This window comes from Paenarthrobacter sp. E2MeOHC11 (assembly GCF_058744955.1).
Window position 1 is genome coordinate 3333399 of record NZ_CP196673.1, and the last position, 12640, is coordinate 3346038.

Genomic DNA, 12640 nt, shown 5'->3' on the forward strand with positions numbered 1-12640 from the left:
GAACCAGCTCGTCCAGATCACTCCGAGCGGAGGGCGCTGGCCAAGGTCACCCGGTTCCTGCCAGAGGCCTTGGCTGCGTAGAGGGCAAGGTCGGCTTCCCGCAGGAGTTGCTCGGTACCGGCGCGGTGCCCATCCGTGAAGGCGGAGACGCCAGCGCTGATGGTCAGGACGCCATCGGGGTCTCCGGAGTGCTCGATGCGCAAGTCGTGCACTGCGGAACGAACGCGTTCCATGACGGTTCGGGCACCCAAGACCGATTCGTCGCGGAGGACCAGCAGGAACTCTTCGCCGCCAAAGCGATAAACGGCGTCGGCCTTGCGCACCTCGCGGGCGAGGGTTGTTGCGATCGCTACCAGAGCGGCGTCCCCGGCCTGGTGGCCGTAGATATCGTTATAGCTCTTGAAGTTGTCCACATCCACCATGGCCAGGCAGTAGTCGTGGTCTTCGCGGCTGCGCAACTGGCCAAGGTCTTCCGTGAGTTTCAGCCGGTTGTTCAGCTTGGTCAGGGGGTCCGTGCGGGCTTGCTCAGTGAGCGCCGAGCGGTACCGGGCCAGGTCCGCGTGCAGCGACGTGATCCGCTGGGCAGCGAGGAGCCGGATGTGCAGGCTGAAGGGGTCCAGGGGCTTGGTGACATAGTCGTCGGCTCCGGCTTCCATGCCGGCCAGGACGTCTTTCCGCGACCCATGGGAGGTCACCAGGATGATGTACGTGTAGGTATCTTCCTCTGCTGCCCGGATAGCACGGCAAAGGTCCAGCCCATTGAGGCCGGGCATCATCAGATCGGTCACCACGGCCTCGGGGCTGTGATCCTGGTAGAGCTGCCATGCCGAATCGCCGTCCACTGCCACGATGCACTCGTGGCCGGACTGCTCGACGGCGGCCTTGGTGATCATCCGGGAGATCTGGTCGTCGTCGGCGATCAGGACTTTCATGAAGCTCCTTGGAGAGTGCGTTCGAGGGCAAGGTCCACCCGTGAGAGTTCAGCCTGCAACTGCCCCAATACCGGTGTGCCGAGGGTAGCCAGATCAGGCCCCGCTTCGCGACCGAACCGTTCCAAATCCTTGCACAGGGCTGCAGCGCCCGCGGCCCCGATGTTGGACGCAGCACCGGCGAGTTTGTGTGCGGCCGCTTCCAAAGCGCTGGCTTGTTCGCCAGCCAGCGCAGACCGCAGCGTTTCAACGGCCATCTGCGCATCCTCCCGGAACGCCCGGATAGCCTCCGGCAGGAGGCCAAAGCCGTCGGCGGGTCCAAGTTCGCGCAGGATCTGCAGCCTCGCGGCGTCCAAGACTGCAGCGTCCTGGACACCAGCATCCTGAATAACAGCGTCCTGAACACCAGCATCCTGAATAACAGCGCTCGACGCCGGTGCTTCCGGCGGTTCTTGCGCGACGCCCACCGCAGCCTGCGCTGCCGACCCGCCAACCGCCGTCGACGTTTCATCAACCTCCGGGACCCAACGGATGAGAACTTCCCCGAGTTTGGCCAGGTCCACAGGCTTGCTGATGTAGTCGTCCATGCCGGCAGCGAAGCAGCGCTCGCGGTCCTCGTTCAGTGCCCCTGCCGTCATGGCGATGATGGGAATCCGGGCCGAGTGGCCGTTGCGGGCCCGGATGGCCCGGGTCGCGTCGAAGCCGTCCATGACGGGCATGTGGCAGTCCATGAGCACCGCTGCGTATGTCCCGGACAGCGCTGCTGTAACGGCTTTGGCGCCGTCATCCACAATGTCCACGTCGTAGCCCAGCCTGTTTGCCATGCCACGGGCTACCAACTGGTTGACCTCGTTGTCTTCGGCAACCAGCAGTTTTCCCAGCCGCCGTACGGGTTCGGCCGTCGCAAAAATCTCGGAGGAAGCAGTCGGGGCAGCGGAGCCCACCGTCCTGGTGGCCATGAGGCGCAGGAGACGGTTGTAGAACTCTGAGCTTCGGACGGGTTTGGTGAGGTATTCCCGGATGCCCGCGCTGACGAGGTCGCCCCTTTCAACCTGCATTGTGGAGGTCAGCAGGATGATCCCAGGCGTTCCGGAACCTTGGTTTTCACTCTTGATTTGGCGTGCCAGTTCAAGACCGTCGGTATCGGGCATGCACATGTCCACCACGGCGATGTCGTAGGGGTGGCTTGTCAGCACGGCTGTGCGGTATTCATCCATTGCTGAGGCGGCGTCGGCAACGGCCACTGGCTGCATGCCCCAACTGGCCAGTTGCTTTTCCAGCACCAGGCGGTTGGTTGCATTGTCGTCCACCACCAGCACCCTGCGGCCGGCGAGCGTGGCAGGCAAAGTTCCCGTGTCCGAGGCGGCCGGGCCAACGGGAAGTTCCAGGACGAACCAGAATTTGCTGCCGGTTCCCGGCTCGCTCTCAAGTCCGATCCTGCCGCCCATGACTTCGGTGAGGCGACGTGAGATGGCCAAACCCAGGCCAGTGCCGCCATACCGCCGCGTGGTGGAAGCATCGGCCTGGGCGAAGGATTCGAACAACCGGTGATGGTCTTCGGCGCTGATTCCGATGCCTGTGTCCCGGACTTCAAATCGCAGTGCGGCGTTCTCTGTGTCCCGACTGACCACAGAGACCTGGATTTCGACTTCGCCGGCCGGGGTGAACTTCACTGCGTTGGAGGAAAGGTTCAGGAGGATTTGGCGGATCCGACCGGCGTCGCCCATCAGGCGTTCCGGAACGTCGGGGTGGCAGTAGGAGATGAGTTCCAGGTTTTTGCCCTGCGCTGCTTCGGCAACCAGCCCGGCCACCTCATCCACCAATGCCCTGGGGTCGAAGGCGTTGACGTCCAGGTCCACTTTCCCGGCTTCCAGTTTGGAGAAGTCCAGGATGTCGTTGATCAGGGTCAGGAGGACCTCACCGGCGCCCTTGACGCCCTGGGCGTACTGCCTCTGGCCCTCGCTCAGGGGCGTGTCCATCATGAGCGACGTCAGGCCGATTACCGCGTTGAGCGGAGTCCGGATCTCGTGGCTCATGGTGGCCAGGAATTCGGATTTGAGCCGGCTAGCTTCCAGTGCTGCTTCACGTGCGGCGAGGAGTTCCTTCTCGGCCGCCCTGCGTTCGGTGATGTCCCGGGAGATGGTTGCGACGCCGCGGATGCCGGATTCGCCCCGGACGGGAGACAGCGTCACTGACACCGGAATAACGTCACCGTCTCCGCGCTTACGCAGTGTCTCGTAATTCTGAACATCACCACTTTGGGCAGTGGCTTCCAACGCCCCTCGTTCCTTCTCCATCAACTCGGCGGGGACGAAGAAGTCGCCCTTCCTGCCGATTGCCTCCGACGCCGGGTACCCGAAGATGCGCTCCGCCCCTGGGTTCCAACTGGTGATCACGCCGTCGGGTGTTTCGCCGATGATGGCGTCGCCGGAGGAGTTGACGATTGCCCCGAGCCCCTCCAGCTCGGCAGTGCGTTCGGCCACCTTGGACTCGAGGTCGCGGGTCAGCGTCACATTCTCGACGACGATCAGAACCTGCCGGACGATGACGAAGACAATCACCACCAGTCCGGTGACCAGCAGGATGCGGTCCTCCCCGATGGGACGGCTGCGCGAGAAGAACACGGCGCTGAACACAGGGAGGTAGGGGAGCAGTTCAAGGGCGGCAGCGTAGGCCCGTCCATCATTGCGCGTGCTGTCCGCTTCCGGGAGCAACGGGCTGAGCCCCACCAGCAGGAAGGCGAACACCCACCCCAGCGCCAGGGGGGAGCCCGTGACACCCGTGATGCCCTGGAGCGTGAAGTTCATATAGGCCAGGTCTGTAATGGCAAGGATCCAGAAGCCAATTCCCAGGCTCAGCCAGGGAAGCCGGCGGCCGCGGGCCGCGCGCATCGTCAGGACGATCACCACAGAGACCATGAACACATCAGCAATGGGATAGGCCATCTGCGTTGCCTGGGCAAAAGCGTCTTGGTCGGTGGTTGCTGCCAAGGATCCGAGGACGGAGCTCCATGCGATGAAGAACATGGAGCTTGCCACCACGCCGGCGTCCAGGATGGTGCGGCGCAGTGAAGTGCGCAGCCCCTGGCCCCTCAACAGCAGCACAAGTCCAATGGACGTGGGCAGCGCATACCAGACGAAACCGATGTCAGCGAAGGAAGGGAAGGGGTAATGGTGGTCGAGCGTGATGCCGTTGATGGTCCACACGATTTGCCCGGCGCACCATACGGCCAAGCCTGCCACGATGAACCATCGGCCGGCCGTGTTGTCCTGTCGTTTCCGGGCAGCGAGGGTGTGGGTGGTCAGCGCGGTGAGGGCAGCGAGAAGGATCGCCAGGTCACCGGCGAGTTGCGCCGTCGTCGTTCCTGTTCCGCTTGCCAGCCCGAAAACCAGCAATACCAAACAGACCCCAACCGGTATTAAAAAGATCGGCCAACCATGTCGTGCCGACGAGCGCACCGGAAGAACCTCGTGCTTCACTCCTGCCACTGAACCCCTGCCTTCAAAAGTGGCCCCACCAAAAGCGAACAACGCGTCTTGCCTCTGCGCTGAGGAGAGCATACGCCGAAATCCCCTCCTGAGTAGCAGATCAGGCCGTTTTGATGACGCTGAATCAGAACGGCCTGATCTGCTACTTACTTGGGTCAGAGCTCGGGGATGAGGGCCTTTGAGTAGATCACGGAGCCCAAGGCGTTGCGCAGGCTCACCGTAAACACGCCGTCGGAGGCGAGGTCCACGTGCCCGAAGTACTGGTTCTCACCGTCGCGCGGTGACTCGCCCGCGAAACGCCCCGCCTTGGCGAACAGAACCTCCGGGCCGAACGTCCCATCCATCTCGCTGGGCCCGAAGGAACCTGCATTGATGGGCCCGGCCACGAACTCCCAGAAGGGATCGAAGTCGGTGAAGGCTGCGCGTTCGGGGGAGTAGTGGTGCGCGGCGCAGTAGTGCACATCCGCGGTCAGCCACACGGTGTTCTTGACCCCGTGCTTCTTGAACGCGCTCAGCACTCCCGCGATCTCCAACTCGCGGCCCAAAGGAGCTCCATGGTCCCGGTTGGCCAGGCTTTCCTGGTTGACGGCGCCGTCAGGAACGATGATGCCCAGTGGCAGGTCGGCGGCGATCACCTTCCATGTCGCTTTGGACTTCCGGACTTCCTTGATCAGCCAGTCCACTTGCTCCTGGCCCAGGATGTTGGTGGCGTAGGGTTCCTTGCCGTCGGTGTTGGGGGATTTGAACGTCCTCATGTCCAGGCAGAAGATGTCCAGCTGCGGGCCGCGTGGGATCTTCCGGTAGATGCGCGCCGGCTGGTACTGGCCGGCGTCGTACGACCCCGGGCGCCAGAGCGCCGCGGCGTCGGCGATCGGCATGTTTTCCTGCCACGCCTGGCGGCCCCGGGCAGCGAGGACATTGACGTTCCGTTCGGTATAGCGGGGGTCGTCCAGGATTTCGCCGGGGTACCAGTTGTTGGTGGTCTCGTGGTCGTCCCACTGAGCGATCACCGGGACGTCAGCGAACATGGCGCGCATGTTGGCGTCCAGTGAGTTGTAACGGTGGCGTCCGCGGTACTCCTTGAGGGTTTCTGCCACTTTGGAGACTTCCTCCGTGACGATGTTCCGCCACACCTGGCCGTCCTTTTCGGTCACAGTGGCGGCGATGGGGCCGTCGGCGTAGATGGTGTCGCCGGAGTGGATGAAGAAGTCCGGTTTGGTGGCGTGCATGGCCTTGTAGCCGCGCATGCCGCCCAGGTCCTCGTTGATGCCCCAGCCCTGGCCGGCGGTATCGCCGGTCCAGACGAAGGACTGCGAGTACGACGACGACCTGCCGCCTCCGCGCGCGACGTCAGTACCGCCGTCGTGCTTTCCCATGGAAGTGCCAGGTGCCGTGCGGAAGGTGCCGCGAATTGCTTCGCCAGGACCGTTGCCGTCTTCGAAGTTCAGTTCCAACGCGAAGCGGGTGCCTGCGGGGAGTCCTTTGGCATGGATCTTGGCGGTGAAGTCGCTGGCTTCGTTGGCCAAAGGACCGCGGATGGTGCGGCTGAAGCCGTAGCGGCCGCGAAGGATCTCGCCTGATTCGTCCACTGCCTGCAACAGAGCAGTGAGCCGGCCGGGCCCGGAAGCGCGGGACCACAGGACGGCGGAGTCGGCGGTGACGTCGCCGGTGGCGATCCCGGTGGGAAGCGTGAGCCGCTTGCGGACCAAGGGAATGGCGGAGGGGGCCGCGGATCCAGAAGCCGCGGATCCAGGGGCGGCGGAGGCGGGGGCGGCGCTGGTGGCGAGGCCGGTCAGGGCCAGGCCGGCGAGGGACGTCTTGACGAGGGTGCGGCGCGTGAGGTCAGTCATGCCGTCCACTGTTGTGAGCGCCCATGAACGGAAAGTGAGGTTGAGGTAAAGGAACCCGGACCCGTGATGACTCATGTCAAGATGCTCGCGAAAGTGTTGTGCGTGCCTCAGTTATTTCTGCTCGCGTGATTGAGGCTTCTAGAGCCTGTGTTTTCGCGGCGGCGAGGGCGATGAGCTGGGTTTGGATTCTGGTGATGCCGCGGGTGAGTTCGGCCGGGTTGGTGGTCTCCATTAGTTCGGCAAGTTCGGTCGCTTTGGCCTCGGTGAGGATCCCGGAGTCGATGACGCGGTGGTATGGGGTCCGTGGTTTGTCATAGATCCGGGTCTTTTTGCCGTGTTTGTTTGAGCGCCAGCCGATGGCTTTGGTGGTCGCGGTAAAGAGGTTGAGGCGGATCCGGACCAAGGCGTAGAGGGCGTTGAGGAGCTTCAGTTCGGCCGCCGTGTCGTACCGGTAGTGGAAGGCGTGCCGGCGCACGACGTCACCGTTTTTCTGCTCGACGTGAGCATTGTCGTTGGACTTATACGGCCGTGCACGGGTGAAGTAGATGTCCTTCTTCCCGGCCCACTCGATCATGGCGTAGTTGATGAATTCCCCGCCGTTGTCGGTATCAAGCCCCACCAAGGGAAACGGTAGTCGTGCCACGACCTCATCCATGGCCGCAAGGACCCAGACGTGCGCCCCGTTTCGGACGGCCACGTTCTCGGTCCAGCCGGTGAACACGTCCGTGGCGGTCAGGGTTCGTGCGAATTCCCCAGTCAGGGTGGGGCCGCAATGGACGACCAGGTCCGCCTCGATGAAACCCGGGAGCTGTTCGTGCTCGTCGCCGGCCTTACGGACCGTGATCGAATTACGCAGCAGTGGCCCGGCCTTCGTCGCGGAGAGCCCTTTGGGTTTGTCCGCGTCCTTGGTGGGTTTGAGGAGCCGGTCGATCGTGGCCCCGGAGACCTGCATCAACTGCACTCTGACAGCCGGTGTCAGTCTCTTGGTGTCGAGTTCACCAAACGCTTCGAGCTTCGGTAGCCACAGGTCCATGGTCGCGGCCAGATATTTGCCCGAGGGCATCCCCGCCAGCCGCCACACACCGATCAGGACTTTAAGCGTGTCATAGCCATAGGTTCGTCCCCGAGGCTTCCGTACCGCCACCCTCGCAGGGCCCTTGCGCTTGCGCGCTGTGGAAAGCGCCCGCCGGGCATTGGCCCTGGACCAGCCCGTGACGGCGACCAGCTCGTCCAGAACCAATCCCTTGGCATTCTTCGACGACTTCGCATAACCGGCTGCGTACTTCTTCGTGATTTCCCTACGCGTTGCCATCGACAGGTCCATCCCTCATCGTCACCGCCGTGCCCGCAGCGGCCCATGATTTCGCGAGCGTTTCTCAAATGAGGCATGCACCCCGTTTCGCGAGCACTATTCATGAGTCTCGTCGGGACCTTGACTGAAAACACCCGCTCCGCATATTCTGAACGAACGGTCGGTAATTTATTAGGAGCAACCATGGCATCGCAGAATCTGCAGTCAGTGCCCGCTGAGCTGTCCCCGGAGGAGCAGGAGCGGGAGGCAGCCGGTCAGGCGTATTTTGATCGCATCATTTCGGAGGACTCGCGCATCGAACCGCGCGACTGGATGCCGGCGGCTTACCGCAAGACTTTGCTGCGCCAGATCTCGCAGCACGCACACTCGGAAATCATCGGCATGCAGCCGGAAGCCAACTGGATCACCAGGGCGCCGAGCTTGAAGCGCAAGTCCATCCTCATGGCCAAGGTCCAGGACGAGGCCGGCCACGGTCTCTACCTTTACTCGGCCGCCGAGACCCTGGGACAGTCCCGGGACCAGATGATGGAAGACCTGATTGCCGGCAAGGCCAGGTACTCGTCCATCTTCAACTACCCCACGATTTCCTGGGCAGACATGGGGGCGATCGGCTGGCTCGTTGATGGCGCCGCCATCTGCAACCAGGTGCCCCTGTGCCGTGCCTCGTACGGTCCTTACGGTCGCGCGATGGTGCGCATCTGCAAGGAAGAATCGTTCCACCAGCGCCAGGGTTTCGAGATCCTGCTGGAACTCGCCAACGGCACGCCTGCTCAGAAGCAGATGGCCCAGGACGCAGTGAACCGTTGGTATGCGCCGTCGCTGATGATGTTCGGCCCGCCGGATGACGATTCACCCAACTCCAAGCAGTCCATGGCCTGGAACATCAAGCGCTTCAGCAATGACGAGCTGCGCAGCCGGTTCGTCGGAATGATGGTGGAGCAGGTCCGGGTCCTCGGCCTGACCCTGCCTGACGAGGACATCCGTTTCAACGAAGAAACCAAGAAGTGGGAGCACGGACCCTTGGACTGGAACGAGTTCAAGGAAGTCCTGGCCGGCCGCGGCCCCTGCAACTCGCAGCGCGTAGAGCGCCGCCGCGAGGCACACGAAAACGGTGCCTGGGTTCGCGAAGCCGCAGTGGCATACGCCCGCAAGCAAGCACAGAAGGAACACGCAGCATGAGCCCACACGGTAACCCGGAAGCACCGGGCAGCGCCTCCAGCGAAATCAACCGCGAAGCCCCAAAGGTTGCGGCCACCGCTGAAGAGCACCAGGAATCCCCATGGTCCCTGTGGGAGGTCTTCGTGCGTTCCAGCCGAGGCCTGTCCCACGTACACGCCGGTTCTCTGCACGCTCCGGACGCCGCCATGGCTCTCCGGAACGCCCGCGACCTCTACACCCGCCGCAACGAGGGCGTGTCCATCTGGGTTGTCCCGGCCGAGGCGATTTCCTCCAGCGATCCTGATTCCAAGGGCTCCTTCTTCGAGTCCCCGCAGGGCAAGGACTACCGCCACGCAACGTACTACACCATGAGCGAAGGCGTGAAGCACCTGTGACTACCAAAGACACTGACTTCGCCATCGAAGGCCACGGGGACATTTCCGTGGGCGTCCACGGAGCCGGCGCTTCGGGCGACGGTTCCGCCAGCGCCACCCGCATCACACCGGGCAATGCGCTGCGTCCCGAAGACATCGCCCTCGAAATCAGCCGCGGGCAGGTCAAGCCCAGCGAGGACGTTGCAGAGTTTGCGCTGCGCATCGGCGACGACGGCCTGATCCTCGCCCAGCGCCTGGGCCACTGGATTTCCCGTGCTCCCGAGCTGGAGGAAGACATCGCGCTGGGCAACATTGCCCTGGACCAGTTGGGCCACGCGAGGTCGTTCCTGACCTACGCCGGCGCCGCTTGGGGCAAGTCGGAGGACGACCTCGCCTACTTCCGCCGCGAGCACGAGTTCCGCTCCGCTCACCTCTTTGAGCAGCCCAACGGCGACTTCGCAGTCACCATTGCCCGCCAGTTCATCGTGAGCTTCTACCAGTACGAGCTCTACACAAAGCTCATGGAGTCCACCGACGCCACCCTCGCTGCCATCTCGGCGAAGGCCGTCAAGGAAGTGGATTACCACCGCGACCACAGCGCCCAGTGGGTACTTCGCCTGGCCGGCGGCACGGAGGAGTCCCGCGAACGCATCATCCAGGGCTTCAAGCTCGTCTGGCCATACGTGGACGAACTCTTCGAGGACGACGAGCTCACCACCCGCCTGGCTGAGGCCGGCGTCGCGGTGCAGCCTTCCAGCCTCCGCGCTGGTTTCGACCGCCTCACCGGGGAAATCATGGCCGAGGCCGAGCTGGAAATCCCCGGCGTCCCGCAGTCCCTGGGCGGTGGCCGCCGTGGCAAGCACTCCGAATTCCTGGGCTACATCCTTGCCGAAATGCAGGTCCTTGCCCGCGAACACCCCGGCGCGAGCTGGTGACCAGCATGACGACGCAGTCACGGACGCAGGAACGTACCGCTGAGCAGCGGGCCTGGGACATTGCGTCCACGGTCTGCGATCCGGAGATCCCGGTCCTCACCATCGAGGACCTGGGGATCCTGCGCGGTGTGCGGGTAGCCCCGGCTGAAGCAACGGCCAAGCACGACGGCGGCACCTCACGTACCGCCGTCGAGGTCACCATCACGCCCACCTACTCCGGGTGCCCCGCGATGGACGCCATTGGCGACGATCTGCGGACAGCCTTCGAGAAGGAAGGCTACGCGAGCGTGCACATCAACCTGGTGTTGTCGCCGGCGTGGACCACGGACTGGATGACGGATTCCGGGAAAGCCAAGCTGGAGGAGTACGGGATTGCCCCGCCCACCGGCATGGCTGCGGCCGGTGGCCACTCCGGTCCTGTCCGCTTGAGCCTTGCCGTGAAATGCCCGCAGTGTTCGTCATTGAACACTAAGGAACTCACCCGCTTTGGTTCCACATCCTGCAAGGCGTTGTTCGTCTGCCAGGACTGCAAGGAACCGTTCGACTACTTCAAAGTCCTCTAAGGAAGCAGCCATGACCACCGAAACACAGACGGCCAGCCGCCGTCGTGCGTCTTTCCACAACCTGACCGTCGCGGAAGTCCGGCGCCTCACGGACGATGCCATTGAGGTCACGTTCGGTGTTCCCGCCGAGCTGGCCGGCCAGTACGACTACCTTCCGGGCCAGTACGTGGCATTGCGCACCACGCTTCCCGACGAAGCCGGGGAGCCGCACGAGGTCCGCCGCAGCTACTCGATTTGCGCAGAGCCGCGCAGCTTCGCGGACGGCAGCAGCGAGATCCGGGTGGCCATCAAGAAGGACCTTGGCGGCATCTTCTCCACGTGGGCCAACGCCGAACTGAAGGCCGGCGACGTCCTGGATGTCATGAGCCCGCAGGGTGCGTTCATTTCGCGCCACGGCAAGGACGGCTCGTCCGTCCAGCACAACGTCATGAATTCCATGAACCACCCGGAGGAGCTGGCAGGGGAGCCCGGCAGCTTCGTGGCCATCGCTGCCGGTTCGGGCATCACGCCGGTGATCGCGATTGCGCGGACGCTGCTGGCCGCCAACCCGGAAACCACGTTCGACCTCGTTTACGCCAACAAAGCAGCCATGGACGTCATGTTCCTCGAGGAGCTGGCGGACCTGAAGGACAAGTACCCGTCGCGCCTGGCGCTGCACCATGTGCTGTCCCGCGAACAGCGCATTGCGCCGCTGATGACCGGGCGTATTGATTCCGAGAAGCTGCAGGCACTGCTCAGCAGTGCCATCCGTGCCGAGGATGTGGACGAGTGGTTCCTGTGCGGACCGTTCGAACTGGTCCAGCTGTGCCGCGACACTCTCGCAGCCCGCGGCGTGGAACCTGAGCATGTCCGCTTCGAGCTGTTCACCACCGGCCGCCCGGATCGTCCCGAGGGCAACGCGGGCCGACCTGTTGTGGCGGACGAGTCGCAGGACACGTACAAGATCACCTTCACACTGGATGGCCTCACCGGCGACGTCGCCAGCCCCACCCATGCCCGCGAATCCATCCTCAACGCGGCCCTTCGTGTTCGCCCGGACGTTCCCTTCGCGTGTGCCGGTGGCGTCTGCGGCACCTGCCGCGCCAAGTTGATCACCGGTACGGTGACCATGGACGAGAACTACGCCCTTGAACAGGACGAGCTGGACAAAGGCTATGTCCTCACCTGCCAGTCTCACCCCACCAGCGAAGAAGTTACCGTCGACTTCGACGTCTAAGGAGTCCCATGATCGAGCTCTCCATTGCCAACGGCATTGCCGAAATTGTCCTCAATTCCCCCGAAAAGCTGAACTCGCTCAACGAGGACGCGCTGGCCGAACTGGATAAGGCGTACGACGACGCTGCTGCCGCCGCCTCACGTGGCGAGGTGCGGGCGCTGCTCCTTCGCGGAGAGGGACGCGCCTTCTGTGCCGGCCGCGACATTGCCGCTGTGACTCCGGAAACCGACGACGCACAGGCTTACCTCGGTGGCCTCGTGGAGCCGCTGCTGAAGAAGATGGCCGCCTTCCCGACACCGACATTCGCTGCCGCCCACGGCGCTTGCCTGGGAGTCGGGCTGGGGTTGTTGCTGGCCACTGACGTTGTGTACGTGGCGGAGAACGCCAAGTTTGGTTCTCCCTTTGCGAAGCTGGGGGCAACGCTGGACTCGGGCGGACACTGGTACTTTACGGAGCGGCTCGGAATGCACCGCACCCTGGACCTGATCTACACGGCCGACCTCATCTCCGGGGCCGAAGCAGTGGCCCAGGGGATGTTCAGCAGGGCGATGCCTGCCGATGTCCTGCTTGACGAGACCCGGGAGATCGTTTCGCGGGTAGCTGTCGGGGCAACCGAAGCATTCAATGCATCCAAGGAACTCGTGGCCCACATCCGTGACCAGCGCCTGGGCCTGTGGGCATCCATGGCCGAGGAGAACGCCGAGCAGGCCCGGCTGTGCAAGACCGACGACTACGCCGAGGGCTTCCGGGCTTTCCAGGAGAAGCGCGCGCCGGTTTTCAAGGGCTAGGCGCGGCCGGTCCCGCCCAAGCTGAGG

General features: G+C 63.7%; 10 protein-coding genes. 6 read left to right on the top strand and 4 right to left on the bottom strand.

The window, feature by feature from the left end; all coding sequences use genetic code 11:
* Positions 1 to 17 precede the first annotated feature (17 nt).
* The 4 genes from ACSSVG_RS15580 to ACSSVG_RS15595 form a co-directional block, all read right to left on the bottom strand.
* Positions 18 to 932, bottom strand: a complete 915-nt coding sequence (locus ACSSVG_RS15580) for a GGDEF domain-containing response regulator (RefSeq protein ID WP_492415547.1) — start codon at positions 930 to 932, stop codon at positions 18 to 20.
* On the bottom strand, positions 929 to 4330 hold the full coding sequence (locus tag ACSSVG_RS15585; RefSeq protein ID WP_492415549.1) for a PAS domain-containing hybrid sensor histidine kinase/response regulator: 3402 nt from the start codon (positions 4328 to 4330) through the stop codon (positions 929 to 931). Before ACSSVG_RS15585 ends, ACSSVG_RS15580 begins: the two co-directional genes overlap by 4 nt.
* Before the next feature lie 242 nt (positions 4331 to 4572).
* Positions 4573 to 6267: an alkaline phosphatase D family protein gene (locus ACSSVG_RS15590; RefSeq protein WP_492419217.1), complete on the bottom strand. Its 1695-nt coding sequence runs from the start codon at positions 6265 to 6267 to the stop codon at positions 4573 to 4575.
* A gap of 76 nt (positions 6268 to 6343) precedes the next feature.
* Positions 6344 to 7579, bottom strand: a complete 1236-nt coding sequence (locus ACSSVG_RS15595; RefSeq protein WP_492415551.1) for an integrase catalytic domain-containing protein — start codon at positions 7577 to 7579, stop codon at positions 6344 to 6346.
* A gap of 183 nt (positions 7580 to 7762) precedes the next feature.
* Here ACSSVG_RS15595 and paaA point away from each other — a divergent pair, with 183 nt between their 5' ends.
* Genes paaA through ACSSVG_RS15625 form a run of 6 tightly spaced genes read left to right on the top strand, consistent with a single transcriptional unit; the run spans position 7763 to position 12613 of the window.
* The gene (gene paaA / locus ACSSVG_RS15600) at positions 7763 to 8758 is read left to right on the top strand and encodes a 1,2-phenylacetyl-CoA epoxidase subunit PaaA (protein WP_231342014.1); all 996 of its coding nucleotides are present in this window, start codon (positions 7763 to 7765) and stop codon (positions 8756 to 8758) included.
* Positions 8755 to 9132, top strand: a complete 378-nt coding sequence (gene paaB / locus ACSSVG_RS15605) for a 1,2-phenylacetyl-CoA epoxidase subunit PaaB (RefSeq protein ID WP_492415553.1) — start codon at positions 8755 to 8757, stop codon at positions 9130 to 9132. The genes paaA and paaB overlap by 4 nt, the downstream gene beginning before the upstream one ends.
* A complete protein-coding gene (gene paaC / locus ACSSVG_RS15610) occupies positions 9129 to 10046 on the top strand; it encodes a 1,2-phenylacetyl-CoA epoxidase subunit PaaC (protein ID WP_253468920.1) in 918 nt (305 codons plus the stop codon). Before paaB ends, paaC begins: the two co-directional genes overlap by 4 nt.
* Before the next feature lie 5 nt (positions 10047 to 10051).
* Entirely contained in the window at positions 10052 to 10609 is a 558-nt protein-coding gene (gene paaD, locus ACSSVG_RS15615; protein WP_492415555.1) for a 1,2-phenylacetyl-CoA epoxidase subunit PaaD, read from the top strand.
* A 10-nt stretch (positions 10610 to 10619) separates the two neighbouring features.
* Positions 10620 to 11825, top strand: coding sequence for a 1,2-phenylacetyl-CoA epoxidase subunit PaaE (paaE, locus tag ACSSVG_RS15620; RefSeq protein ID WP_231342000.1), 1206 nt, complete (start codon positions 10620 to 10622; stop codon positions 11823 to 11825).
* Between the two features lie 8 nt (positions 11826 to 11833).
* Positions 11834 to 12613, top strand: a complete 780-nt coding sequence (locus ACSSVG_RS15625) for an enoyl-CoA hydratase/isomerase family protein (protein WP_253468916.1) — start codon at positions 11834 to 11836, stop codon at positions 12611 to 12613.
* The last annotated feature ends 27 nt before the right edge of the window (positions 12614 to 12640 follow it).